Annotated in this window: 21 protein-coding genes; 12 read left to right on the top strand and 9 right to left on the bottom strand. The window is 64.1% G+C overall.

Annotated features, from left to right (window positions below):
- Positions 1-8: 8 nt before the first annotated feature.
- From C7I87_RS34425 to dnaK, 4 genes are all read right to left on the bottom strand, one after another.
- Positions 9-605, bottom strand: coding sequence for an NADPH-dependent FMN reductase (locus C7I87_RS34425; protein WP_149908386.1), 597 nt, complete (start codon positions 603-605; stop codon positions 9-11).
- Between the two features lie 45 nt (positions 606-650).
- Positions 651-1256 carry a phospholipid N-methyltransferase PmtA gene (gene pmtA / locus C7I87_RS34420; RefSeq protein WP_140506955.1) on the bottom strand — a complete coding sequence of 202 codons (606 nt, stop codon included), beginning with the start codon at positions 1254-1256 and terminating at the stop codon, positions 651-653.
- A 104-nt stretch (positions 1257-1360) separates the two neighbouring features.
- Positions 1361-2491, bottom strand: coding sequence for a molecular chaperone DnaJ (dnaJ, locus tag C7I87_RS34415; protein WP_149908401.1), 1131 nt, complete (start codon positions 2489-2491; stop codon positions 1361-1363).
- A 221-nt stretch (positions 2492-2712) separates the two neighbouring features.
- The gene (gene dnaK / locus C7I87_RS34410) at positions 2713-4629 is read right to left on the bottom strand and encodes a molecular chaperone DnaK (protein ID WP_149908385.1); all 1917 of its coding nucleotides are present in this window, start codon (positions 4627-4629) and stop codon (positions 2713-2715) included.
- A 485-nt stretch (positions 4630-5114) separates the two neighbouring features.
- On the opposite strand from dnaK, the gene C7I87_RS34405 reads away from it, so the two are divergent.
- The 5 genes from C7I87_RS34405 to C7I87_RS34385 all read left to right on the top strand — a co-directional run bounded on the left by C7I87_RS34405 (position 5115) and on the right by C7I87_RS34385 (position 14673).
- Entirely contained in the window at positions 5115-7079 is a 1965-nt protein-coding gene (locus C7I87_RS34405; protein WP_149908384.1) for an NHL repeat-containing protein, read from the top strand.
- A 10-nt stretch (positions 7080-7089) separates the two neighbouring features.
- Entirely contained in the window at positions 7090-10950 is a 3861-nt protein-coding gene (locus C7I87_RS34400; RefSeq protein ID WP_149908383.1) for a DUF7929 domain-containing protein, read from the top strand.
- A gap of 203 nt (positions 10951-11153) precedes the next feature.
- Positions 11154-11831, top strand: a complete 678-nt coding sequence (gene rpe, locus C7I87_RS34395) for a ribulose-phosphate 3-epimerase (RefSeq protein ID WP_149908382.1) — start codon at positions 11154-11156, stop codon at positions 11829-11831.
- 382 nt (positions 11832-12213) lie between these two features.
- Complete coding sequence (locus C7I87_RS34390) at positions 12214-12957, top strand: GntR family transcriptional regulator (RefSeq protein ID WP_149908381.1); 744 nt, start codon at positions 12214-12216, stop codon at positions 12955-12957.
- Between the two features lie 189 nt (positions 12958-13146).
- Positions 13147-14673 (top strand): malonate--CoA ligase, encoded by a 1527-nt coding sequence (locus tag C7I87_RS34385; protein ID WP_149908380.1) that lies wholly within the window; start codon positions 13147-13149, stop codon positions 14671-14673.
- Positions 14674-14695: 22 nt separating this feature from the next.
- Here the strand turns inward: C7I87_RS34385 and C7I87_RS34380 are convergent, their stop codons facing one another.
- Genes C7I87_RS34380 through C7I87_RS34360 form a run of 5 tightly spaced genes read right to left on the bottom strand, consistent with a single transcriptional unit; the run spans position 14696 to position 19676 of the window.
- Complete coding sequence (locus C7I87_RS34380; RefSeq protein WP_149908379.1) at positions 14696-15808, bottom strand: NAD(P)/FAD-dependent oxidoreductase; 1113 nt, start codon at positions 15806-15808, stop codon at positions 14696-14698.
- Between the two features lie 10 nt (positions 15809-15818).
- On the bottom strand, positions 15819-16991 hold the full coding sequence (gene nagA / locus C7I87_RS34375) for an N-acetylglucosamine-6-phosphate deacetylase (protein ID WP_149908378.1): 1173 nt from the start codon (positions 16989-16991) through the stop codon (positions 15819-15821).
- Positions 16988-18022, bottom strand: coding sequence for an SIS domain-containing protein (locus tag C7I87_RS34370; protein WP_149908377.1), 1035 nt, complete (start codon positions 18020-18022; stop codon positions 16988-16990). The genes nagA and C7I87_RS34370 overlap by 4 nt, the downstream gene beginning before the upstream one ends.
- Positions 18019-18801, bottom strand: coding sequence for a GntR family transcriptional regulator (locus C7I87_RS34365; protein WP_149908376.1), 783 nt, complete (start codon positions 18799-18801; stop codon positions 18019-18021). Before C7I87_RS34365 ends, C7I87_RS34370 begins: the two co-directional genes overlap by 4 nt.
- Positions 18798-19676, bottom strand: a complete 879-nt coding sequence (locus tag C7I87_RS34360; RefSeq protein WP_149908375.1) for a glucosamine kinase nucleotide-binding domain-containing protein — start codon at positions 19674-19676, stop codon at positions 18798-18800. The genes C7I87_RS34365 and C7I87_RS34360 overlap by 4 nt, the downstream gene beginning before the upstream one ends.
- 199 nt (positions 19677-19875) lie before the next feature.
- Here C7I87_RS34360 and C7I87_RS34355 point away from each other — a divergent pair, with 199 nt between their 5' ends.
- The 7 genes from C7I87_RS34355 (at position 19876) to C7I87_RS34325 (ending at position 26754) form a co-directional block, all read left to right on the top strand.
- On the top strand, positions 19876-20826 hold the full coding sequence (locus tag C7I87_RS34355; protein WP_149908374.1) for an N-acetylmuramic acid 6-phosphate etherase: 951 nt from the start codon (positions 19876-19878) through the stop codon (positions 20824-20826).
- A gap of 117 nt (positions 20827-20943) precedes the next feature.
- Positions 20944-22203 (top strand): ABC transporter substrate-binding protein, encoded by a 1260-nt coding sequence (locus C7I87_RS34350; protein ID WP_149908373.1) that lies wholly within the window; start codon positions 20944-20946, stop codon positions 22201-22203.
- 234 nt (positions 22204-22437) lie between these two features.
- Entirely contained in the window at positions 22438-23367 is a 930-nt protein-coding gene (locus C7I87_RS34345) for a carbohydrate ABC transporter permease (RefSeq protein ID WP_149908372.1), read from the top strand.
- Between the two features lie 10 nt (positions 23368-23377).
- The gene (locus C7I87_RS34340; RefSeq protein ID WP_149908371.1) at positions 23378-24217 is read left to right on the top strand and encodes a carbohydrate ABC transporter permease; all 840 of its coding nucleotides are present in this window, start codon (positions 23378-23380) and stop codon (positions 24215-24217) included.
- Entirely contained in the window at positions 24214-24681 is a 468-nt protein-coding gene (locus C7I87_RS34335; protein WP_149908370.1) for a DUF4304 domain-containing protein, read from the top strand. The genes C7I87_RS34340 and C7I87_RS34335 overlap by 4 nt, the downstream gene beginning before the upstream one ends.
- A gap of 3 nt (positions 24682-24684) precedes the next feature.
- Positions 24685-25740: a Gfo/Idh/MocA family protein gene (locus C7I87_RS34330; protein ID WP_149908369.1), complete on the top strand. Its 1056-nt coding sequence runs from the start codon at positions 24685-24687 to the stop codon at positions 25738-25740.
- A gap of 15 nt (positions 25741-25755) precedes the next feature.
- Positions 25756-26754, top strand: a complete 999-nt coding sequence (locus C7I87_RS34325) for an ABC transporter ATP-binding protein (protein ID WP_149908368.1) — start codon at positions 25756-25758, stop codon at positions 26752-26754.
- Positions 26755-26845 lie beyond the last annotated feature (91 nt).

Genomic DNA, 26845 nt, shown 5'->3' with positions numbered 1-26845 from the left:
CGCGGCGATCACGCCTCGATCCGCGTGGACAGCATGCGTGAGGTTTCGATCAGCGTGCGGCATAGGTGCTCCATCGATCTGTGCAGTCTTTCGTCACGGAAATGGCCGTCCCCGTCGAAGGCGTCGCCACCCTCCGGCACCGAGCATTCCGGCGTCACCACTTCCATCTGGCAACGCACCAGCACGGCGCGCAGATGGTTGATGCAGCGGATGCCGGCGAAGTGTCCGTTGGAGGACGAGCAGAGGCCGGCGACCTTGCCGGCAAGAGGCCTGACCGACCGGCCGCCATCCCTGCGCACGCGGCTCACCCAGTCGATCGTGTTCTTGAGCAGCGGCGGGATGGAGCCGTTATATTCCGGCGTCGCGATCAGCAGCCCGTCATGAGCGGCGATCAGCCGCGCGAGCTTCTGGGCGTTTTCGGGGACACCCCTTTCCTTCTCCAGGTCCTCGTCGAGGATAGGCAAGGGATAGTCGGCGAGCGAAATGCGGGTGACCTCGGCGCCTTGCACCGCAAGTTCCTTCTGCGCCACGTCGGCGGTCCTGCCGCTATAGGCGCCGCTGCGCACCGAGCCGGCGAAGACGAGGATTTTCGGGATCACTGCCATTGGCCACCCTTGTCGACGGACAGGTACAGCCTAGGCCAGCCCAAATCAATGCGCTTCGCGTCGGTAGATCCACAGCTGCGTCGGCGGGATGTTGCGGAAGATGAAGTCGAAATGCTTGACCGTGTAGTCGCCGCGGCCGGCCGGGATCGGCGACATCGGACCGTAGGTCAGCTGCACGATCGGCCGTCCGGCCGGGATCCGGTCGAGCAGGCTCTCGATATAGGCGATGCGCTGGGCGACCGGGAAGTTGAGCAGCGGCACGCCGGAAACGACGCTGTCGAAGATCATCCCGCTCCTCTCGCCAAGCGTCGCGTTGAGGTTGAAGGCATCACCTTCGATGACGTTGACGCCGGGATAGAGCTGGCGCAGATGGCGCACGAAATCGGTTGAATATTCGACCGCGTAGAGGTTCTCGGGCCGCACGCCTTGGGCAAGGATGGCGCGGGTAATGACCCCGGTGCCGGGACCGACCTCGAGCACCGGCAGGCCGGACTTTGGGTTGACGATCGAGGCCATCTTGCGCGCGGTGATCGAGCTGGTCGGAACGATCGAGCCGACCGTCTTCGGCTTGTCGATCCAGCCCTTGAAGAATTTGAGTTCGTCGTCGAACTTCTCGGCAAACGCCTTCCGCAGTCCGTGACCACGTGCCATGCAAGCTCTCCTCAGCGCTCCCCTTGAAGCTACTTAACACCTGGGTGACGCAAGGCAAGGCGCGGCCATGCCTATGTCGGGGACAAGATAGTTCTGGTCGCGCCTCAACGCTCGCCGAAAGACTCGAAGAAATCCTTCATGCGGGCGAAAAAGCCGCTCGATTGGGGCGAATTGTCCTGCGAGGACAGTTGTTCGAACTCCTCCAGCAATTCGCGCTGGCGGCGCGACAGGTTCTGCGGCGTCTCGACCGCGGTCTGGATGTAGAGGTCGCCGACATTGGGCTGGCGCAGCACCGGCATGCCCTTGCCTTTAAGACGGAACTGGCGTCCGTTCTGCGTACCTTCGGTCACCTTCACCTTGGTCTGCGTGCCGTCCAGCGTCGTCACCTCGAAGGAGCCGCCAAGGGCGGCCGTGGTCATCGAGATCGGCACCTTGCAATAGAGATCGGCGCCGTCGCGCTGGAAGAATTCGTGCGGCTTGACCGCCAGGAAGATATAGAGGTCGCCCGACGGCCCACCGCGCAGGCCGGCCTCGCCTTCATTGGCAAGGCGGATGCGGGTGCCGTCCTCGATGCCGGCCGGGATGTTGACCGACAGCGAGCGCTCCTCGGTGACGCGGCCCTGGCCGGCGCATTTCGGGCAGGGGTCCTTGATGGTCTGGCCGCGGCCCTGGCATTGCGGGCAGGTCCGCTCGATCGAGAAGAAGCCCTGCGTGGCACGCACCTTGCCGTGGCCGTTGCACATCGAGCAGGTGACCGGCTGGGTGCCCGGCTTGGCGCCGCTGCCCGAGCATTCTGTGCAGGATATCGAAGCCGGCACGCGGATTTGCGCGGTTTTGCCCGCGAAGGCTTCCTCCAGCGATATTTCCATGTTGTAGCGCAGGTCGGCGCCGCGCTCGCGGCCACCGGACGAGCGGCGCTGGCGGCCGCCCATCATGTCGCCGAAAATATCCTCGAAGATGTCGGCAAAGCCGCCGGCGCCAAAGCCTTGCGCGCCGCCATTCATGCCGCCCTGCTCGAAAGCGGCGTGGCCGAAACGGTCATAGGCCGCGCGCTTCTGCGGGTCCTTCAGCGTCTCGTAGGCTTCGTTGATTTCCTTGAACCTGTGCTCGCAGGAATGATCGCCGGGGTTGCGGTCGGGATGGAACTGCATGGCGAGCTTGCGAAAAGCGCTCTTGAGCTCCTTCTCGTCGGCGCCCTTTTGCACGCCCAGCGTTTCGTAGAAATCAGCTTTCATTTTTTCCCGCAGTTCCGGATCAACGTCTTGATGCATGTTGTGCGTCGTTTGCCGGCACGTTGTTCGATTTAGGAGCGGTGCTGCCCGTATGCTAGGGTCGGCACGAACTTGTCCGTGGTTTTCAGTGATTTTTTCGGCAGCGCTCGCACTTTTTTCCGCGAGGGTTGCAAAAAAGCCCGGCCTTGCGCCGGGCTTTCCGCATTATCTTGCCGTCAAGCCGTTCAGGCCGACTTCTTCTTGTCGTCGTCTTCGTTGATTTCTTCGAAATCGGCGTCGACCACATCGGAGTCCTTGGCGGCATCCGCCTTGGCATCGGCTTCCGCCGCTTCCTTCTGCGAGGCCTCGTACATGGCCTGGCCGAGCTTCATGGAAGCTTCGGCAAGCGTCTGGCTCTTGGCCTCGATGTCGGCCGGGTCGTCGCCCTCGGCGGCGGTCTTCAGCGCCGCGATCGCGTCCGAAATCGCCGTGCGCTCGGCCTCGGAGACCTTGTCGCCATATTCCTTCAGCGACTTCTCCGACGAATGCACCAGCGCTTCGGCCTGGTTGCGGGCCTCGACCACGGCGCGACGCTTCTTGTCGACGTCGGCATTGGCTTCGGCATCCTTGACCATCTTCTCGATATCGGCGTCCGAAAGACCGCCCGACGCCTGGATGCGGATCTGGTGCTCCTTGCCGGTGCCCTTGTCCTTGGCCGAAACGTTGACGATGCCGTTGGCGTCGATGTCGAACGTCACCTCGATCTGCGGTACGCCGCGCGGTGCCGGCGGAATGCCGACCAGGTCGAACTGGCCAAGCGCCTTGTTGTCGGCGGCCATTTCACGCTCACCCTGGAAGACGCGGATGGTCACGGCAGACTGCGAATCCTCGGCGGTCGAGAACACCTGGCTCTTCTTGGTCGGGATCGTTGTGTTGCGCTCGATCAGCCGGGTGAACACGCCGCCCAGCGTCTCGATGCCGAGCGACAGCGGCGTCACGTCGAGCAGCAGCACGTCCTTGACGTCGCCCTGCAGCACGCCGGCCTGGATGGCGGCGCCCAAAGCGACGACCTCATCCGGGTTGACACCCTTGTGCGGCTCCTTGCCGAAGAACTGCTTCACGATCTCCTGGATCTTGGGCATGCGGGTCATGCCGCCGACCAGGACCACTTCGTCGATTTCGCCAGCCTTCAGGCCGGCATCCTTGAGCGCCGCCTTGCACGGCTCGATGGTGCGCTGGACGAGGTCCTCGACCAGGCTTTCGAACTTGGCGCGCGTCAGCTTCAGCGTCAGGTGCTTCGGACCGGTCGCGTCGGCGGTGATGAAGGGCAGGTTGATCTCGGTCTGCGTCGTCGACGAGAGCTCGATCTTGGCCTTCTCGGCCGCCTCCTTCAGGCGCTGCAGGGCGAGCTTGTCGTTCTTCAGGTCGATGCCCTGTTCCTTCTTGAACTCGGCCGCCAGATACTCGACCAGGCGCATGTCGAAATCCTCGCCGCCGAGGAAGGTGTCGCCATTGGTCGACTTGACCTCGAACACGCCGTCGCCGATCTCGAGCACTGAAATGTCGAACGTGCCGCCGCCAAGATCATAGACGGCGATGGTCTTGCCTTCCTTCTTGTCGAGGCCATAGGCGAGCGCTGCCGCGGTCGGCTCGTTGATGATGCGCAGCACTTCGAGACCGGCGATCTTGCCGGCGTCCTTGGTGGCCTGGCGCTGGGCGTCGTTGAAATAGGCCGGAACGGTGATGACCGCCTTCTCGACCTTCTCGCCGAGATAGGCTTCCGCCGTTTCCTTCATCTTCTGCAGGATCATGGCCGAGATCTGCGAGGGCGACTGCTTCTTGCCGCCGGCCTCGACCCAGGCATCGCCATTGTCGCCCTTGACGATCTTGTAAGGGACAAGCTTCTTGTCCTTCTCCGTCACCGGATCGTCATAGCGGCGGCCGATCAGGCGCTTGACCGCGAAGATGGTGTTTTCAGGATTGGTGACAGCCTGGCGCTTGGCCGGCTGGCCGACGAGACGTTCGCCGTCGCCTGAGATGGCGACGATAGAAGGCGTCGTGCGCGCGCCTTCCGCATTCTCGATCACTTTCGGTTCCTTGCCATCCATGATGGCGATGCAGGAGTTGGTGGTGCCGAGATCGATACCGATTACTTTTGCCATTTTTCTAGTCTCTCCGCTAAGCAGGCTCTCAGGACCCGGTAAGGCGTTCCGACGAAAGCCCCTGTTCACAAGAATTCCCGTTCGGCACCGATGTTCCGGCACCGCAGGGCTGGCGCGTATATAAGAACAGCCGGGATCGCGCGCAAGCATTCTGCGCAAGGCTTCCATGAACCTTTCCACCATCGCACGCGACTGACGCTCAGGTGCCGCATGGTGCGGACCGGAAAGGAAGCCCCATGACCAGCAACCCAGAGACTCCGCGGTCTCCGGGACCAACAGGAGCTCGGCGCGACCACCGCCTTCGGGACGGGGTCGATGCGCTGGGCTTTCCGCTGATTCCGTTGACCCTGTGCAGGAGCAGGCGTATCGTGACCAAGAGGAAAGCAGACAATTCGATCAGGGAAGAACGTGCCGGACCACCGCGCCTTGCCCTGGTTTGCGCGGCGACGCCGGGTGTTTCTCCCGTGGCTAACGGGGGTAGCTTGATGTCTCGCGTCCGCGGCACGTTCGTGTCTTCTTTTGACTTTGACGGCCGCTTGCGCGGTGCATTGCAGGCCGGCGGCTTGCTGGCCCTGGCGCTTGCCGCCAGCCTTTGGCTTGGAGGCGCCGCCCGGGCGCAGGAAACCCAGATCATTTATCCAGGCTCGATGGCGGTCACCGGCTTTCCCGGCACCGTCATCCCCAATTTAGATGAAGGGCTGCCGCCCGGCGTGGATCCGGTCGACGAGACCTTCATCGACACGTCGCGCGCCACCTTGCGAGTGTTCGACGTTACGCACTTGGGCGGTCCGGCCTCTGGCCAGCTCGTCTTCACGCCGCCGCCTTTCGAAGTAACGGCTGGCCAGATCGGCGAGGTGTTCGGCCTCACCTATGATGACGGCGTGCGCGACGGTGTGCCGTCGGGCGTTCCCAACCTCTATGCCGCCGCCACTTCGCTGCATGGCATCGAGATCGTCACGCCGGACGCCGACAAGGACGGCAGGCCGGAGCGGCAGCGCCGCGGCACCGCGGGCGCCACCTTCATGGAGGGCCAGTTCGGCACCGAAAACGGCGGCGGACCGGGCACCATCTGGAAGATCGACGGCATCACCGGCCAGGTCGCCAAATTCGCCGACATCGACACCAACAGCGGTCCCGGCATCGGCAATATCACCTTCGATCCCGTCCATCGCCAGTTCTTCGCTTCCGACCTCGATACCGGCCTGATCCATCGCATCGACGCCAACGGCAGACTGGTGGACACGTTCGATCACGGCGTCGCCGGGCGACCGGCGCATGGGCTGGCTCCCGTCGCCGACGATGGCGCGGTGATGGACATACGGGGCGCGGCCTTCGACACCGAAGACGCCGAGACCTGGGGCTACACCCAGGACGAGCGCCGGGTCTGGGCCGTCTCCTATCATGGCGGCCGGCTTTACTATTCGGTCGGCGAAAAGTCGGAAATCTGGTCGGTGGCCATAGCTCGCGACGGCACCTTTGCCGGCGATCCGCGCTGGGAGCTGACGGTCAAGGCCGACAAGGACTACGCCGTCACCGACATCGCCTTCGACAACAGCGGCTTCATGTATCTCGCCCAGCGCGGCCCGATCGAAAACCGCTACGACTACAGCCGCTTCGCCGATTCCGGCAAGGGCGAAGTCATCCGCTACTTCAGAGAAAATCCCGACGATCCCTCGACGGAATCGGTCTGGGTGGAAACGCCGCAGGAATATGCGGTCGGCTTCCCGCAGGGTAACCGCCAGTCGGCCGGCGGCCTCGACCTGCAATATGGCTACGACGCCGACGGCAATCTCGACACCTCGGTCTGCACCCAGACCTTGGTCAATACCGGCGACAAATTGCGCGACAACCCCGAGCTCGCAGAAAAGCTCGCGGCTGGCGGACCGATTGCCGTGCATGGCGTGCAGATCACGCCCAAGGACTTGGTCAAGCCGGCCAACGTGCCGCCCTTCGGCTCCTGGTTTGTCGATTTCGACGGCTATTTCGAGGATCCCGAAGTGGAAGGCCATGTCGGCGACGTCGCCGTCTGGCATCCCTGCGAGGGCCGTGCTGGCTATTATGAGGAAATACCGGGCGGCTATGAGCCTCCCTTCTACCCGCCGGACTTCCCACCGCCCGGCAATCTGCCTCCGTGTCTCGATGTCGAGGACGTCCAGTATTACTGCACGCCCTCAGGTCTCGAGGCCGATCTCTATCTCCATGACCATGCCGGCTTCGGCGGCGATTCGATCAAGGCCCAGTCCAGGACACCAGGCGTCGGGGTGACATCACCCATATCGCATGTACCTGGCAAGCCGTACACGATCGACATCACCGGCCACTATCCGGGCGACAGAGTGGATGTTGGACTTTGCTTCTACAGGAAGTCCGACAAGGACAAGGGTGACTACTACCCTTGCTGCAAGATGACCTTGCCGCTCCGAACCCCAGCCGTCAGCTGCGAACGTTGAGGAGGGGAAGATGAACAATCTCGCACCCTCCCCGCTCGCGGCCGGCAACAAGTCAACCGTCATGGAGACGATCATGAAACCCCTGTCACTCGCCAGGCGCGGCGCGCGCTGGCTGATGGCGGCCGGTATCGCGGTCGCCACCCTAACTCCGGTGCAAGGCTTCGCCTCTGAAGTCTACACCGCTGTCACGCAGCCCAGGCTCGATTTCGACAACCCACGCATCGTGAATCCCGAGCCGGGTCGGCTCGTGCCCTTCTTCACCAAGAAAGGCGGGCAACGAAGCTGCGACTATGTCGAATATTTCCTCAGCTTCGGCGTGCGCGGCGATCCGCAGAACTTTGCCAACCCAAACCTGGCGGCTTTGCTGAACAAGGCGCGTCTCGATTTCAAGGACGTGCTTCCGCACGGCCTGCAGATCGTCGGCGTGCATGTGGCCGGAGACGGCACGGATTCGTCCGGCGGACCGCTGCCGGGCGCTTCGATCAGCACGTCGACAAATCCGAACGATACGGCGACGGTTTCCGATTTCCGGCTTTCAGCCAGTGATCTTGATGGCGTCGGCGCTGCGAACGAACGCGTCATCACCTTCCAGATCACGGCCAAGATCGACCATGCGGCGTTTCCTGCGCCGACGATGGTCGACAACCAGGGCCTGATCAAGGTGACCAACGAAGCCGGCGCGAGCACCAGCATCCCGTCGCAGGATCCGGGCAAGCCGGACGACGGCAACATCGCAACCGGGGAGAAGACCTCGATCCGGATCGATTTGACCAAATGCAACCCACCTCCGCCACCTCCCACCGACCATGAATGCTTCAAGGTCGAACGCGGCACGGTCGACTGCGTGCCCGGCGGCGGCGCCTTCATCTACCACATGCCGGTCGGCCCCGAGATGGGCGGCAAGTGGGTGCAGGTTTCGACGACCTCACCGGGCATCACCATCATCCCCGACACCCAGAAGGTGCCGGCGGGCGGGGGTGTGCTCGACTGGAAGATCGTCGGCGCGTCACCCGGCGACGTCATCCACCTCATCGTCACCGGCATCAACACCTATGCCGGGCCGAAGGAGGGCTGGGGCCTGTGCTGCACGCAAACCATCGACATCGTCATCCCGCGTGACCAGAAGTGCCCGCCCCGGGACAAGGAGCCGGATCTCAAGGTCGAGAAACGCGCCGACGTTCCGCGCTGCACCATGGCCGGCGGCTGCGACTTCACCATCCGGGTCACCAATGTCGGCACAGCGCCCTACAACGGCAAGATCGTGCTTGACGAGGTGACGCTGCCGGCCGGCTCGACACTGAGCTCGGGGCCCAACCCGCCCTGGGTCTGCGCGCCGGGAACCACCCCGATGACGTGCACCTATCCGGTGACCACGCTCGCTCCGGGAGCCTCCGTCGACCTCAAGCTCGGCTTCAGGCCGGCCGGAGGCTGGCAAGGCAGCGTGCTGCGCAACTGCGCCACCTACAATTACGGCGCCAGCGGCAAGCCGCTTTTCGGCAGCCAGGCCAATGACCGTGGCTGTGCCTCGATCCCGATCTGCCGCCGCGGCGACCGCAACCAGGATTGCCAGCCGCCGGTCGAGAAGAAGGTTGACCTGATCCTCAAGAAGCGTGCCCGCACCGAAGTCTGCACCGCCGACGGCGTCTGCACCTTCATCATCGACATCATCAACAACGGCACATCGACCTATAACGGGCCGCTGACGGTGATCGACAACTACCCAAGCGGCGCGCCGACATCCTCGACCTTCGGGCCGAGCCCGCCCTGGACATGCGGCCCGGACGGCCCCAGCCAGTTCCGCTGCGACAATGCCGCCATCTCGCTGCCCGCGGGCGCCTCGACGCCGATCTTCGTCAAGGCGGTCGTGCCGGCCAGCTATCGGTCGGACACGGTCGAGAACTGCGCCGAGGTGAAGGCCATCCCCGGTGAGGTCGACCTCACCAACAACAAGGCCTGCGCCAAGGAACGCATCCGCCATCCCAATGGCGGCCAGCCGACCTTGCGCATCACCAAGGTCTGCAGCGGCTCGCTGGCGGGTGCAGCAGTTGTTTCCTGCCGCATCACCATCACCAGCGTCGGTACGGCTGCCCCCACCGGTCCGGTGCGGGTCAACGATGCCGCCACGCTGGTGTCGGGCGGAGCGCCGGTCCAGATCCAGACCGTCACCCCCGATGGCGCGGAATGGGCGTGCGGACCGGTTCCGGCCAATGCGTTGTCGTGCCAGATTCCCGGCGCCGTCATGACGCCCGGAACCTCCAGGCACTTCGACGTGACTGTCTCGGCCAATGGCGAGTTCGAGAACTGCGCGCGGGGCTCCTATGGCCCGGCACAGGGCGACGACGTCGTCTATCCGATCGGCCAGGCCTGCGCCAAGGGCGGCGGCTCCTCGACCATTCGTGTCGAGAAGACCGGCGACCGCGAGTGCCGCGTCGGCCAGCCCTGCTCGTTCGACATCACCATATCCAATGACGGGACGAGCCCCTTCTCGGGTCCGGTCCGCATCGGCGATGCGATCGGCGTGGACGGGCTTGGCCGGCTGGATGGCGTTGCGATCACTTCGATCGACCCGCCCTTCGGTTGCTCGCCCGAAGCGACGACGCTGCCGGCCTCCTGCATCGCCAACTTGACGCTCGGCGCCGGTGAAAGCCAGTCGCACCATGTGACGGTGGTCATTCCCGACGACGGGCGCCTGGCCAACCTGCAGGGCAACGTCAACGGCCAGAACTGCGTCGGCGTGCTGTCTCCCGACACACGGGTGCAGGGCGGCGACGTGCTGTCCAAGGATGCGACCAACGGGCAGGGCGATCGCGGCAAGGCCTATGCGTGCCATCCTTTCACCATCACGCACGAGGTGAAGAACCAGTGTTCGCCGAGCTTCGTCATGAACGACGCCGGCCGCTGCGTCTGCCCGGAAGGCACCACCTTCCGCAACGGCCAGTGCACTGGCGGCGGCACCAACCTTCTGCCATTGCCACTGCCGCCGCCACCGCGCTGCGTCCTGCTCGAAGGCCAGATCCGCACCGAGGACGGACGCTGTGTCTGCCCGCGCGGGACTGGGCTGGAGAACGGCGCCTGTGTCAGGATCGACAAACCGGGCTGCACCATGCCCGGCTCGGTCCCGACCTCGGACGGCAATGGCTGCACCTGCCCGGACGGCACGCATCTCGACAGGAAGGCCAATGCCTGCGTCCGCGACAGGCCGAGGCCTGAGCAGTGCACCATCCGTGGTCAGATCCACGACGCCGATGGCTACTGCATCTGCCCGCAAGGGACCGAGGTGCGAGACGGTGCCTGCCGCCAGATCCGGCCAAAACCTCAGCAGTGCCGCATCGATGGCCAGATCCGCAATGCCGATGGCGATTGCGTCTGCCCGCAAGGCACCGAGCTGCGCAACGGCACCTGCCGTCCGGTCCGGCCGAAACCTGACCAGTGCACCATCCGTGGCCAGGTCCATGACTCCGATGGCAATTGCGTTTGCCCGAGGGGTACCGAGGTGCAAGGCAATGCCTGCCGGCGCAAGCAGCCTGATGTGCAGCAGTGCGATATCCGCGGCCAGGTCCACAACAAGCGCGGCGAATGCATCTGTCCGCGTGGGACCGAGGTGATCGACGGGGCATGCCGCAAGCCGAGGCAACAGAGCGAATGCGCGCCGGGCTCGCAGATGGTCAATGGCCAGTGCCAGCCGATCTTCAGGCGACACTGCCCGGACGGTACGGTCGGGCGGTATCCGAACTGCCGACCGATCCGCGGGCAGCCGTCGCTGGAGCTCAACCCGGGTCAGCTGCTGCAATTGCTGCCGCGGCGCAGACAGCCGATCGACCAGCAACAGGACCCGGTTCCAAACCGGATACTGAAACTCCAGCAGCAGTAAGCACCTGCGACGCCAAACGAAAAACCCGCCGGGGCAATCCGGCGGGTTTTTTCGTGGCTCGGGCAGGCCGAACCGGCGCCTACAAGATCGCGCCGCGACACCACCTTGTGGAACCGCGCTTGCACCCTCGACAAGTCGCCGGGAGCGCTTTAGGCAGTCGGTTCGGGGCGATCGTATGAAGGGGCGCCCGGAAAGGCCGCGAGATGAGCAAAAAAACCTTGATCGCACCGTCGGTGCTGGCATCGGATTTCTCGAAGCTCGGCGACGAGGTCGAGGCGGTGGCGGCGGCCGGTGCCGACTGGATCCATCTCGACGTGATGGACGGGCATTTCGTGCCGAACATCACCTTCGGCCCACCTGTCATCAAGGCGATCCGCAGCCGCACCAAGGCCTTTTTCGACTGCCACCTGATGATTGCGCCCGCCGATCCCTATCTGGCCGCCTTCGCCGACGCCGGCTGCGACGGCATGACGGTGCATGCCGAGGCCGGGCCGCATCTCGACCGCTCGCTGCAGACCATCAGGAACCTCGGCAAGAGGGCTGGCGTCTCGCTCAATCCGGCGACACCGGAAAGCGCCGTCGAATATGTGCTCGACCGGCTCGACCTGATCCTGATCATGACCGTCAATCCGGGTTTCGGCGGCCAGGCCTTCATCCCCGCAATGGTCGACAAGGTGAGAAGGGTCAAGGCGTTGATCGGCGGCCGGCCGATCCGCATCGAGATCGACGGCGGCGTCTCGCCGGAAACAGCCCCTTTGGTGACTGCCGCCGGGGCCGATGTGCTGGTGGCAGGTGCCGCCATCTTCAAGGGCGGCAACGTCGACGCTTACCGCGCTAATATCGAAGCGATCAGGACAGCGGCTGACAAGGCCGCAGGCTAGCTCAGCCCAGTCGTCCGGGTTTCAATTTTGGTAGGCCGGTGGGCGGAGACGGCCCCTCAGTGTCGAGGCCGACTTCAAATCCTTGCGGAAGGCCTGATTCGGCGAAGCCGGCACTGTCTTTGCGCGCGACAGAAAAGATGCTCGCACAGGACACGGCAAACAAAGGATTCTGCGTGCATACAAAACACGTTAAGTTCTGCTGGTTGTAGAGATATTCGAATTCCAACGATCGGCGTGCCGATCGGATATATTTCTTTGGCCTAAAGTACAATAGCGCGATCTTCTGCTTGAGCGGCGGAAGCGTGGCGCTGTATGATATGTACAGAAGCGGAATTTTCGGACTCGAATTGCCCAAGAGGACAGTTGGGGACAAGGAGTCGCTTTGACATATGGAGCTGCCGATCTGACCGACGACGGCCCGGGAGCCAAGAGCACGCTTGCCAGCACGGTCTATCATCAACTGCGTGATGATCTTCTGGGCGGCGCTCTGGAAGCCGAAAGCAAGCTGCGCGTCGAGTGGGTCGTTTCCAAGTATGGCGCGGGCGCCTCTCCGGTTCGCGAAGCTCTCAATCGCCTTGCCTCCGAAGGTCTCCTCGGCCGCCATGACCAGCGCGGCTTCTTCATCATGCCAGTCAGTGCGGCCGAACTCGAGGAGCTGACGCGCACCCGCTGCTGGCTTGAGGAGCGGGCGCTGCGCGAATCGATCGCCCACCGCACCGCCGAATGGGAAGAACAATTGGTGCTGGCGCTGCATCGCCTGGGACGCGCCTCACGTCTTTCGCGGCAAAGTACCTCGTCGCTCGATCCGGACTGGGAGAAATTGCACCGCATTTTCCATCGGGTGCTGATCTCGGCCTGCCGGTCGCACTGGCTGGTGGGCTTCTGCGACCAGCTTTCCGATCACGCCTACCGCTATCGCCAGATGGCCAATGACAGCGAGAGCGTTCAGCGCGACGATTTTGCCGAACACCGGCTGATTGCTGAAAATGCGCTGGACGGAAATGCGGATGACGCCGTCCAGGCCCTGATAACTCACTACCAACTGACCGCCGCCATGTGCATGGAACGCTTCAAGCAAGGCGGGGCTCCAAAGCTCTCCGTTCCGGGCCAGCGGGCCCACCGTTGACGGCTGTCTGATCGTCGCGCTTGCTGTCCCATCCCTCGAATCTTTCCGGTAGACGGGTGGGCCGGGCAGCTGTTTGCGGCCTTGACGGCGGGGCCGGGACACGCGAACGCTTCGCCGCGTGCCGATCCACCCCCAAGGCCGGCGTCGACATTGCCGTCACCCCCAATTGCCGTCAGCCAGGAAGATTTCATGAGCAATCATCTGTTCGACGCATTCCGGTCCCGGATGCCGGCGCCTGGGCACCCGTTGATGGAAACCGACGATGGACGCTCGCTCACCTATGGCGACATGCTGGCGCGGTCGGCGCAGCTCGCGCATGTGCTGCTGCAAATGGATGTCGCGCCCGGTGACCGGGTTGCCGTGCAGGTCGAGAAGAGCCCGGAGATGGTTTTGCTCTATCTCGCCTGCGTGCGCGCCGGCGCCGTCTTCCTGCCGCTCAACACCGCCTATACGCTGACCGAGCTTGGCTATTTCTTCGACGATGCGGCACCTCGGGTGATTGTCTGCGATCCGGCACGGTCGGCGGATATCCATGGGATGGTCGAGCCGTCCGGTGCCGTCGTGGTCACGCTCGACCGCAATGGCCAGGGATCCCTTGCGCACCAGGCATCGCGTCAATCCGCCGATTTCCACGATGTCGAGCGCGGCGCGGACGACCTTGCGGCGATCCTCTACACGTCGGGAACGACCGGCCGTTCGAAAGGCGCCATGCTCAGCCACGAAAACCTCGCCTCGAACGCACGGGTGCTGGTCGAGCAATGGCGCTTCACCAGGGATGACGTGCTGATCCACGCGCTGCCGATCTTCCACACGCATGGCCTGTTCGTCGCCACCAACGTCGTCCTGATGGCCGGCGCCTCGATGCTGTTCGAGCAGAAATTCGACGCGGGCCGCATCGTCTCTCTGCTGCCGCGCGCCACTGCCCTGATGGGCGTGCCGACCTTCTATACCAGGCTGCTGCAACAGCACGGGCTGGATCGCGAGGCGGCGAAGACCATCCGGCTGTTCGTGTCCGGTTCCGCGCCGCTGCTGGCCGAGACGCACCAGGCATGGCGCGAGCGTACCGGCCACGCCATCCTCGAGCGCTACGGCATGACCGAGACCAACATGAACACCTCCAATCCCTATGAGGGCGAGCGGCGCGCCGGAACGGTTGGTTTCCCCTTGCCCGGCGTGTCGCTGCGCATTGCCGATCCCGACAGCGGCAAGCCGCTTGATCAAGGCGAGGTCGGCATGATCGAGGTCAAGGGCCCGAACGTGTTCGGCGGCTACTGGCGCATGCCGGAAAAGACCAGGGCGGAATTCCGCGCCGACGGCTTCTTCATCACCGGCGATCTCGGCATGATCGACGCCGACGGCTACGTCCATATTGTCGGCCGTGGCAAGGATCTGATCATCTCGGGCGGCTACAACGTCTATCCGAAGGAACTCGAGAGCGAGATCGACGCGCTCGACGGCGTCCTGGAAAGCGCCGTCATCGGCCTTGCCCATCCGGACTTCGGCGAAGGCGTCACCGCTGTCGTCGTGCGCTCGCCCGCGTCACGGATCACCGCGGCCGAAATCCTCGACGCCGTCACCGGTCGCATGGCAAAGTACAAGCATCCCAAACGGGTGATCTTCGTCGAGGAACTGCCGCGCAACACGATGGGCAAGGTGCAGAAGAACTTGCTGCGCGACAGCTACAAGGATCTCTACGCCTCCACCAAGGCCGGCTAGGCAGATACCCTCCTGCGCCGGCTCAGGCCGGGTACAAGAGTTCGACGACATGGTCGGCGATCGCCAGGCTCGCGGTGAGGCCGGGGCTTTCGATGCCGAACAGATTGACGATCCGGCCCGCGCCATGATCGTCCGGCCCCTGCACCAGGAAGTCCGCGGCGGGTTGGCCGGGTCCGGAGAGCTTCGGCCTTATGCCGGCGTAGGCCGGCTGCAGGGCGTCGTCGGCAAGTGCGGGCCAATAGCGGCGAATCGCCTCGTAGAAGACAGCGCTTCGGCCGGGATCGACCGTGTAATCCACGCCGTCGATCCATTCGACGTCAGGGCCAAAGCGCGCATTGCCGGCCAGGTCGAGCGTCAGATGGACGCCGAGGCCGCCTTCGACCGGAACCGGATAGATCAGCCGTGAAAAGGGAGACCGCCCCGGAAGCGCGAAATAATTGCCGCGCGCCAGCCACCGCCGAGGGATAAGACCCCTTGGGAAACCATCGATCCGGCTGGCCACCGCCTGCGCATCGAGGCCCGTGGCATTGACGAAAGCGCCGGCCTCCAACGCGAAAGTCTCGCCATTGGCATCGCGCGTGTCGATCCGGATCCCGTCGGTTTCGATCGTCGCCCCGGCAACGCAGGTGAGGAAAGCGAAGGACGCGCCGGCGGCCTCGGCGTCGCCGCGCAGCGACAGCATCAGCGCATGGCTGTCTATGATGCCGGTCGATGGCGACAGCAACGCGGAGGCGCAGGTCAGCGCCGGTTCCAGGCGCTCGGCCTCGCCACCTGTCAAAAGCTGGAGGTCGTCGACCCCGCAGCGCTTCGCGTTGGCCTCGATCGCCCGCAGCGCGTCCGCCTGGCCGGACTCGCTGGCGACGATCAGCTTGCCGGCGCGGCGATGGCCGATATTGTGTTTGGCGCAGTAGGCGTAGAGAAGCCGGCGGCCTTCGACGCAGAGCCGGGCCTTCAGGCTGCCAGGCGCATAATAGAGCCCGGCATGGATGACTTCCGAATTGCGTGAACTGGTGACGGTGCCGATCGCGTCGGCCTTTTCGATCACCACCACCTCTCGGCCCGACAAGGCAAGCGCCCTGGCGACGGCAAGCCCGACGACGCCTGCTCCGGCGACGACACAATCGATTGTCTGCATGGTCTCGCTCTCAGCGTGGAGCGACAGCCTCGAACACCTTGCCGCCGCCGATCCATACGCTTCCTATGCCAAGGTCGTCCGACAGCGCAACGATGTCCGCCGCCGTGCCATTGGCAAAGTGGCCGAGCCGGTGCGACTGGCCGATCGCCTGCGCCGGATAGAGCGACGCCATGCGCAAGGCTTCGGACAGCTCGATCCCGACGGTGCGGTGCATGAACCGGATGGCCGAGATCATGTCGAGGTCGGCGCCAGCCAGCGTCCCGTCGGCAAGCCGCAGGCTGCCATCCCTGCGGTAGATGGTGCGGCCGTTGAGCGTGAACGAGGTCATGTCGGTGCCGATCGTTGCCATCGCGTCGGTGACCAGCACGATCCTGCCCGGCCCCTGTTTGGCCCGCAGCGCTATCGCGATGGTGGCCGGGTCGACATGGATACCGTCGGCGATCAGCCCGGCCGACAAGCTGCCGATGTCGATGGCGGCTCCCGCCAGCCCGGGCTCGCGGTTGCCGATCTGGCTCATCGCGTTGAACAGGTGAGTGACGACGCTGGCGCCGGCCTCGGCGAAGGCCTTTGCCTTGATATAACCCGTGTCGGAATGGCCGAGGCTGACGACGATCCCGGCCTTGGCCAAGGCCGTGACGCGGGCCGGGTCGACGGATTCCGGCGCGATCGTGGTGAGCAGCACCGGCAGCTTCCGGCGCGCCGCGATCAGCATGGCCTGGTCGGCGTCCGTCATCGGCCGGATCAGCGCCGGATCATGCGCGCCCTTGCGGGCGATCGACAGATGCGGCCCTTCCAGATGCAGGCCGAGAAAGCCCGGCACCTTTTGCAGCGCTGCGGCTTCGCCGGCAGCGATGGCTGCGGCGGTGATCGCGGGTGTGTCGGTGATCAGCGTCGGCAGCAGCGCCGTCGTGCCGAACGGCGCATGCGCGCGGCAGATGGTTTCGATCGAGGCGACGTCGGGATGGTCGTTGAGCATCACCCCGCCGCCGCCATTGACCTGAATGTCGACGAAGCCCGGCACCAGCATGCCGCCACCGGTGTCGCCGACGCGGATATCCGCGGGAAGTGCGCCTTGCGGCAGCATGGCCTCGATGAGGCCGTCGCGCACGACAAGGGCTGCGCCTTCATGCCAGTCGTCGCCGTCGAAGATACGGGCGCCAGTCAGGGCAAAACGGTCGCTCATACGGTCTCCGTCACCTTGCGAAGGTTGCGCGGTGCGTCCGGATCGAGCCCGCGATGGCGCGCAAAGGCCTCGACGAACATGTAGAAGGAGACGATCAGCGTCAGCGGATCGGTCAGCGGGTGACCGGTGGCGACATGCGGCAGCCGCGTGGCGCGATTGGCGAGTGCCGAGGTGACGAAAACCGGCGCGCCCTTGGCCGCAAGGCTGTCGGCGGCTTCGGCGACGGAGGGCTCGGACGCATCACGCGCGGCCAGTGCCAGCACCGGAAAGTCGGGGCCGATCAGCGCCAGCGGGCCATGCATGACTTCGGCCGCGCTATAGGCCTCGGCATGCATGCCGCAGGTCTCCTTGAATTTCAGCGCCGCCTCGTTGGCCATCGCCGCCGAGGGGCCGCGGCCTAGGATGAACAGCGATTTCTGTTTCTCGATCGTTTCGGCCAGCACGCTCATCCAGTCGCAGGCGATCGCCTTGCCGAAATGCTCGGGCAACCGGGCAAGTGCCGCGAGAAGGGCTTCGTCGCCGGTCGAATGCGCCATCAAGGCCAGACCGGCAACGGCGGAATTGATGAAGGTCTTGGTCGCCGCGACGCTGCGTTCCGGCCCGGCCAGTATGTCTATCGCATAGTCGGAGGCGCGCGCCAGCGGCGAATCGGCGGTGTTGGTGACGGCTATGGTCAGCGCGCCGCCGGCCCGGGCGGTTTCGGCCATGGCGACGATATCGGGGCTCTTGCCCGACTGCGAGATCGCCAGGCAGGCCGAGCCGTCAAGCCGGAGCTTGCGGCCATAGATCGAAGCGATCGAGGGGCCGACCGAGGCAACGGCAAGGCCTGCGGTCAGCTCCACGGCATATTTCATGAAGGTGGCGGCATGGTCGGACGAGCCACGTGCCACGGTGACGACGAAATGCGGGTCGCGCTCCCTGATGCCGCGCCCGGCTTCGGCCAGCACTGTTCCCGAGCCGTCGAGCAGACGGGCGACGGCTTGCGGGATCTCCTCGATCTCGCGCTGCATATGAGTGGGGTTGGGGATCATGGTCTGTTGTCCTCTCCCGGCCCGGTCAGCCGGAGTTCGGCGACGAAGTCATAAGCGTCGCCCCGGTAGATGGAGCGGGTGAATTCGATCACCTTGCCGCTCGCCAGATAGGAAATACGCTCGATGTGCAGGCCGGCAATGCCCGGCGGCACTTCGAGCAGGCGCGCATCGCCGTCGCCGAGATTGGCGGCGGAGATGCGCTGCACGGCGCGCACCGGCCGGTTGCCGGTCAGTTCCAGTGCCGCGTAGAGCGAGGAACCGATGCCGGCCGGGTCGGGCAGCACGCTGGCCGACAGCGAGGCGCGTTCGATCGCCAGCGGCGTGTCGTTGGCGATGCGCAGGCGCGCCACGCGCGCCACCAGCTCGCTCGACGACAGGCCAAGCACCATCATCTCGTCGGGCGACGGCGCATAGAGGCCGCGGTCGAGCCATGCCGAACGCACCGCCATGCCGCGCCGCGCCATGTCCTCGGTGAAGGAAGTCAGCCTGGATAGCGACTGCTCGACACGCTCCATGCGCGGCGCCACGAAGGTGCCGGAGCCGTGCCGCTGCACCAATATGCCGCCCTTGACCAGGTCCTGCACCGCCTTGCGCACGGTGACGCGCGAAATATCGGCCTTGGTGGCGATGTCGCGCTCGGAAGGCAGCGCGTCGCCCGGGCCGATCAGGCCGCGATTGACGGCGTCCTCTATGCTTTTGCGCAGCTGTAGGTAAAGCGGCGCGCCGCTTTGCGAAGATTGTTTGAGCGCGGCGAAGATCTGGTCGGCGGCATCGCTCATCGTGCGGCCTCCGTCCTGGCGAACAGACGCGCCGCCATCTGAACAGCACCGCCAAGTGCGTCGTCGAGCGGTTCCTTCAGCAGGGCGCGGTAGCGCGCCGACAGGCGCGGCGCATAGAGCGGCGCCAGCCCGCCGAGCAGGCAGAGCGGCGCGCCGGCCGCGAGGTCGAGCGCGCCGAGCGATGCCTCGACATCGGCGACTGCCTTGTCGAGGATCCAGTTGGCGACGATGTCGCCTTTTTGCGCGTGCTCGAACACTTTCGGCGCGAAGCCGCCGAAATCGCCTGGTTTGGCGTTGGTGGTGAACTCGACCACGTCCTCGGGATTGTTGCGGAAAACGGCCATCATGCTGTCGGTCAGCGGCGAGGCCTGGCGCACGCCATCATGGGCGAGCAATGTCTGTTCAAGCAGGTCGCGGCCGATGCGGGCGCCGCTGCCCTGGTCGCCGACCTGGAACCCCCAGCCGCCAATGGCGCGCGATTTGCCGTTCTTGCGCGCCATATAGGCAGTGCCGGTGCCCAGGATCGCCATCGCGCCGTCACCGGAACCGACCGCGCCTTCGAGAGCGATCTCGGCATCGGTCTCGACGCGGCTGGTGCTGAACGGCAGGATCGCTTCGAGCTGCTGCCGGTAGGTTCCGACATTGGCTCCGGCAAGGCCGAGAATGGCGGGTGTTTGCGGGATCAGGTCCGGATCCTTACCGGCGGCGATGAAAGCCTGCCGCGCCGCATCGACGATGTTCGAGCGGGCGCCGGTGAGGTCGGTGCGTATGTTGGCGGCGCCGCTTTTGGCGCGGCCGACGACAACGCCGCCCGCTGTTGCCAGGGCGGCCCTGCAACTGGTGCCGCCACCATCGATACCGAGCACGAATTTCACGCGATTTCTCCTCCAAGCCGATAATACCAATAAAGTACCAATAGCCAAGTCTTAATTTGTCTTTCAAAAAGATTAAGGTGTATTTTATTGAAAAAGCTGATCATTTTGCCGGCGCACCGATTTCCAGTCGACGAATTCGTTAATGACTGTGGACAAGTGGTATTTTTTTGGTATTGTTTTCGGAGTTGGAGGAAATGGGATGGCCGAAACGCGCACCGAAGCGCTGCACGGGAATGCCGAGGGGCTGGATATCCAGGCCCCCGAAGCGATCCTCGGCTCGCTGGCCGATGCGCAGGTCGAGGCCGCTAAGTCCGTCCGCAACGCCATTCCCTCCATCGCCAAGGCAGCCGAGATCATTGCCGGCAGCCTGAGCGGCGGCGGCAAGCTTGCCTATGCCGCGGCAGGCAGCTCCGGCCTGATGGCGCTAGCCGACGCGCTGGAACTGCCCGGCACGTTCGGCATCCAGCGCAACCGCATCGCCATCCTGATTGCCGGCGGCGACCAAGCTTTCAAGGTACTGGCCGGCGGGCCGGAGGATGATACCGGGGAGGCCGCGACAGCGGTCGCCAATGCCGGGATCGGCGCGGGCGATTGCCTGATCGCCCTTTCCGCCAGCGGCACGACGCCCTATGCGGTGCGTGCCATCGAGGACGCGCGGCGCCGGGGTGCCGCCACCATCGGCATCGCCAACAACAGGGACTCGGCTCTGCTCAAGCAGGCCGACATCGCCATCCTGCTCGAAACGCCTCCGGAAGTCATTGCCGGCTCGACCCGCATGGGCGCCGGCACGGCGCAGAAGATCGCCCTCAACATGCTGTCGACGCTGGCCGCCATCCATCTCGGCCATGTTCATGACGGCTACATGGTCAACCTGATGGCCGACAACATGAAGCTGCGCGACCGGGCAGCACGGATGGTTGCCGCCATCAGCGGCGCGAGCCGCGAAGATGCCGCCAGCCTGCTCGAAAAGAGCGGCGGCGCGGTCAAGACCGCCATTCTGCTCGCCGCCGGCGCCGACAGCGCCGATGCGGCGCAGAAGATACTGGAAGGGACAGGCCAGAAATTGCGGCCAGCCCTTTCCGCGCTGGGGCATGATCCCGAAAAGTGGAAACCGCTTTTCGGAAAAGATCATGCTCGGACAAAGAAATAGAGCCTGTTTCATCCCGATTTCGATCGGGGTGAAACGGGCTTGCGAGGGGAACAAGGGCTCCAAAGCCTAGGTTCTCATCAAAACCGAACCTGAAAAAGGTCAACAGGGAGACTGAGCATGACAACGAAACTACTGACGGCACTGCTTCTGGGCACAAGCATTCTCGGCTCCGCCGGGTTGGCTCACGCCGAGGACGTAACGCTCAACATCGAAAGCTGGCGCGGCGACGACCTTGCCATCTGGAAGGACAAGCTGATCCCGGCTTTCGAAGCCAAGAATCCCGGCATCAAGGTGGTGTTCGCCCCCTCGGCTCCGACCGAATATGACGCCGCGCTCGGCGCCAAGCTCGCCGCCGGTTCGGCCGGCGACCTGATCACCTGCCGCCCGTTCGACAAATCGCTCGAACTGTTCAAGAAGGGCAACCTTGCCGATCTCTCGGCACTGCCCGGCATGGAAAACTTCTCGCCCGTCGCCAAGTCCGCCTGGCAGACCGATGACGGCAAGGCGAGCTTCTGCGTGCCGATGGCGTCGGTCATCCACGGCTTCATCTACAACAAGGACGCCTTCGACAAGCTCGGCATCAAGGTGCCGCAGACCCGCGACGAGTTCTTCGCCGCGCTCGACAAGATCAAGGCCGACGGCACCTACATCCCGATGGCGATGGGTACCAAGGACCTCTGGGAAGCCGCGACCATGGGCTACCAGAACATCGGCCCCAACTACTGGAAGGGCGAGGACGGCCGCAAGGCGCTGATCAAGGGCGACCAGAAGCTGACCGACAAGGACTGGGTCGCGCCCTATGAGGAACTGGCCAAGTGGAAGCCTTATCTGGGCGACGGCTTCGAAGCCCAGACCTATCCGGATAGCCAGAACCTGTTCACGCTCGGCCGCGCCGCCATCTACCCTGCCGGCTCGTGGGAAATCGGCCTGTTCAACACCCAGGCCCAGTTCAAGATGGGCGCCTTCCCGCCGCCGGTCGAGAAGGCCGGCGACACCTGCTACATCTCCGACCATACCGATATCGGCATGGGCCTGAATGCGGCCTCCAAGCATGCGGATGCGGCCAAGACCTTCCTGTCCTGGGTGGCCTCGCCGGATTTCGCCACCATCTACGCCAACGCGCTGCCGGGCTTCTTCAGCCTGAACTCCTCGCCGGTGAAGATGCAGGACCCGCTGGCGCAGGAATTCGTCTCCTGGCGCGGCAAGTGCAAGTCGACGATCCGCTCGACCTACCAGATCCTGTCGCGCGGCACGCCGAACCTCGAAAACGAGACCTGGGTTGAATCGGCCAACGTCATCAACGGCACCGATACGCCCGAAGCCGCGGCCAAAAAGCTGCAGACCGGTCTCGACAGCTGGTATCATCCGGCCAAGTAAGAGCTCAGGCGACGGAGCCGGCTGGGCGCATGCCCGGCCGGTTCCGGATTATCTGGCAGTTCAGATAGCGATTGTCGGCACGGCCTCTCGGCCTTACCCTTGCTCTTATTGGGGAAGGCTGGCTGACCAGTCGCAGGCCTCTGTCTTGCCGCACCGGGCAAGGTTTGGGCCGTGCATCGAGGCATCATCTAGCATCACATCGTCTGGAACCGAGAGACGGCGGGGACCGAACTCATGGCCGCACAAACACGACCGAAAAGACCGTTCCGCTGGCATATCGCCGTCTTTCTGGCGCCGGCGGTGCTGGTCTATACGGCGATCATGATCCTGCCGCTCGCCGGCACGTTGCAGCTCTCGCTGTTCCGCAACGTCGACCAGTCCCAGATCTTCGTCGGCCTGGACAATTTCCGCACCCTGTTCGGCGATCCCAACTGGTCGGTCAATTTCTGGAACGCGCTGCGCAACAATGTCTGGTTCTTCATCATCCACATGCTGGTGCAGAACCCGGTCGGCGTGCTTTTGGCCGCCCTCCTGTCCAGCCCGAAGCTGCGGTTCTCGGCCTTCTACCGCACGGCGATCTTCGTGCCGACCATCCTGTCCTTCGTCATCGTCGGCTTTGCCTGGAAGCTGATCCTGTCGCCGCTATGGGGCGTGGCGCCGCATCTGCTCGATTTCGTCGGCCTGAAAAGCCTGTTCACGCCCTGGCTCGGCAAGGAACAATACGCGCTGACCGCGCTCAGCCTGGTTTCGGTGTGGCAGTTCATCGGCATCCCGATGATGCTGATCTATGCCGCCCTGCTGTCGATCCCCGAAGAGGTGATCGAGGCGGCCGAATGCGATGGCATCACCGGCCTGTCGCAGTTCTGGAAGATCAAGTTGCCGCTGATCCTGCCGTCGATCGGCATCATCTCGATCCTCACCTTTGTCGGCAATTTCAACGCCTTCGACCTGATCTACACCGCACAAGGCGCGCTCGCCGGGCCGAACTATTCGACCGATATTCTCGGCACCTTCCTCTATCGCGCCTTCTTCGGCTTCCAGCTGCAGGTCGGCGACCCCAATATGGGCGCGACCATCGCCACGATCATGTTCCTGATCATCCTCGGCGGCGTCTGCGTCTACCTCTTCCTCATCCAGACGCGCCTGCGTCGTTACCAGTTCTGAGGGGCAAGAGATGAGCATCGCCACCCGTTCGCTGCCTCGCACCATCGGCGCCCACGCGATCCTGCTGACCTATACGGCGATCGCGCTTTTCCCGGTGGTCCTGGTCATCATGAATTCGTTCAAGTCCCGCGCCGGCATATTCGGTGCGCCGCTGACGCCGCCGACGCCAAAAACCTTCGACCTGATCGGCTACACCACAGTGATCGGCCAGGGTGATTTCATCCATTATTTCCAGAACAGCCTTGTCGTCACCGTCGGCTCGCTGTTCTTCGTGCTGCTGTTCGGCGCCATGGCTGCCTTCGCGCTGTCGGAATACCGCTTTCGCGGCAACACGCTGATGGGGCTTTACCTGGCGCTCGGCATCATGATCCCGATCCGTCTCGCCACGGTCGCCATCCTGCAATTGATGGTGGCGAGCGGGCTGGTCAACACGCTGACCGCGCTGATCCTGGTCTACACCGCGCAAGGCCTGCCGCTCGCCGTCTTCATCCTGTCCGAATTCATGAAGCAGGTGTCCGACGACCTGAAGAATGCCGGCCGCATCGACGGCCTGTCGGAATACACCATTTTCTTCCGCCTGGTGGTGCCGCTTGTGCGGCCGTCGATGGCGACCGTCGCCGTCTTCACCATGATCCCGATCTGGAACGATCTGTGGTTTCCGCTGATCCTGGCGCCGTCGGAAGAAACCAAGACGGTGACGCTCGGCGCGCAGCTTTTCCTCGGCCAGTTCGTCACCAACTGGAACGCCATCCTGGCCGCGCTCTCGCTGGCGATCCTGCCGGTGCTGATCCTCTACGTCATCTTCTCGCGGCAGCTGATCCGCGGCATTACGTCGGGGGCGGTGAAATGAGTGAGGGGCGAGAGCTTATCGTCCAAGGGCTTGCCGAAACCGCGAGCCCCTATGGATTTCGAGGCGTTCGCGCTACGAACTACTACCGCGAATGGCCAGAAACGATCGGCCTGCTCAACCTGCAGAAGTCCGCCTGGGGGTCGCAGTTCTACCTCAACGCCGCTGTCTGGTTCACGCGGTTTGGGCCGGAGCGCCGACCGAAAGAACACCAATGTCACATTCGTTGGCGCGTCAATTCGCCGATGGCAGACAAGCAGTCGAAGGCCTTCGAGCAAGCGCTCAACCTTGAGCATCCTTTGCCTGACGATCAGAGGCTGTTGCTGATTAAGGACGGCGTCGATGCTTTCGGTTTTCGACTGTTGGCCCGCTGCGACAGCGAGCAAGCGGCTTTGCGGGTCGCGGATGAATACGAGCCTCACGTGATGGTTGCTCTCAAGGCTCGCCCGCAAGAAAAGGTAAATTGATACATGACTAAGCCCCTTCGAGCCGTTGTCGCCGGCCTCGGCAATATGGGCCGCAGCCATGCGCTGGCCTATCACGCCAATCCCGGCTTTCAGATCGCCGCGCTGGTCAACCGTTCCGACGTGCCGCTGCCGGACGGACTGGCGGGCTATGGCATCAGGCGCTCTTTTGATGACGCCCTGCGCGAGGAAAAACCCGACGTCGCCTGCGTCGCCACCTATTCCGACAGCCATGCCGATTATGCGGTGAAGGCTTTCGAGGCCGGCTGCCACGTCTTTGTCGAAAAGCCGCTGGCGACGACGGTGGCGGATGCCAAGCGCGTCGTCGCGGCGGCCAAGGCCAATGGCCGGAAACTGGTGATCGGCTACATCCTTCGCCACCACCCGTCCTGGATCCGGCTGATCGCCGAGGCGCGCAAGCTCGGCGGTCCCTATGTCTTCCGCATGAACCTCAACCAGCAATCCTCGGGCCATACCTGGGAGACGCACAGGCAGTTGATGCAGACGACGTCGCCGATCGTCGATTGCGGCGTGCACTATCTCGACGTCATGCTGCAGATCACCGATGCCAAGCCGGTCGAGGTGCGCGGCATGGGGGTGCGGCTGACCGAGGAGGTCGCGCCCTCCATGTACAATTACGGCCATCTGCAGGTGCTGTTCGATGATGGCTCCGTCGGCTGGTACGAAGCCGGCTGGGGGCCGATGATCTCGGAGACCGCCTTCTTCGTCAAGGACGTCATGTCGCCCAAGGGCTGCGTGTCGATCGTCATGAAGGAAGGTGTGAAGTCGGACGACATCGACACCCACACCAAGACTTCGACCATCCGCCTGCACAGTGCGGCGACCGGCGCGGACGGCAAGTTCGCAAAACCGGACGAGATGCTGTCGATGGAAGGCGAACCCGGCCATCAGGATCTCTGCGATCTCGAACAGGCTTTTGTCCTCAAGGCGATCCGCGAGGACATCGATCTCACCAGACACATGGACGACGCGGTGCGGTCGCTCGCCGTCTGCCTTGCCGCCGACGAGAGCGTGCGCAGTGGCGCAGCCGTCAAACTCTAACGACAGGAAGAAGCCGTGGGCTCGCTGAAGATTGAGAATGTGAAGAAGGCTTTCGGGCCGGTCGAGGTGCTGAAGGGCATCGACCTCGAAGTGACGGACGGCGAGTTCGTCGTCTTCGTCGGCCCTTCGGGTTGCGGCAAGTCGACCTTGCTGCGGGTCATTGCCGGGCTGGAGGATTCGACCTCGGGCCGGGTGCTGATCGATGGCGAGGATGTCTCCGTCACCCCACCGGCGAAACGCGGCATTGCCATGGTGTTCCAGACCTATGCGCTCTACCCGCATCTGACGGTGAAGAACAATATGGGCCTCGGCCTCAAGCAGGCGAGCACCCCTGTGGCGGAGATCGATCGCCGCATCGGCATCGCCTCGTCCATGCTGTCGCTGGAGCCCTATCTCGAAAGGCGGCCGGCGGAACTCTCCGGCGGCCAGCGCCAGCGCGTCGCCATCGGCCGCGCAGTGGTGCGTGAGCCGAAACTGTTCCTGTTCGACGAGCCGCTGTCGAACCTCGATGCCGCGCTACGCGTCAACACGCGGCTGGAAATCGCGCAGCTGCATCGCCGGCTGAAGGCGACGATGATCTACGTCACCCACGACCAGGTCGAGGCGATGACGCTGGCCGACAAGATCGTCGTGCTCAATGCCGGTCGGATCGAGCAGATCGGTGGGCCGATGCAGCTCTACAATTCGCCGGCAAACGAATTCGTTGCCGGCTTCATCGGCTCGCCGAAGATGAACTTCATCGATGGCGGCCGTCTCGGCGAGACGGCCAAGACCATCGGCGTGCGGCCGGAACACCTGACCGTCGATCCCAAGGCAGGCGCCTGGAAGGGCACAGTGGTGCATGCCGAACATCTCGGCGCCGACACCAATCTCTATCTCGACTGCGAGAAGGCCGGGCTGATCACTGTGCGGATTTTCGGCGTGTACGACGCGGAGCCTGGCGCCACGCTCTATGCGACGCCGGATCCGGCGAAGACGTATAGGTTTGGGGCTGATGGGAAGACGATCAGCTAATCTGAAATAGGTCGGCGCCGCCCCTCATTGTCCTGCCGGACATTTCTCCCCGTAAACGGCAGGGGAATCGCATATGACGTTTTGGGAGTTG

Origin of the sequence: Mesorhizobium sp. SARCC-RB16n (assembly GCF_008520305.1) — a bacterium.
Lineage (GTDB): Bacteria > Pseudomonadota > Alphaproteobacteria > Rhizobiales > Rhizobiaceae > Mesorhizobium.
This window is presented reverse-complemented; position numbering and strand designations above follow the sequence as displayed.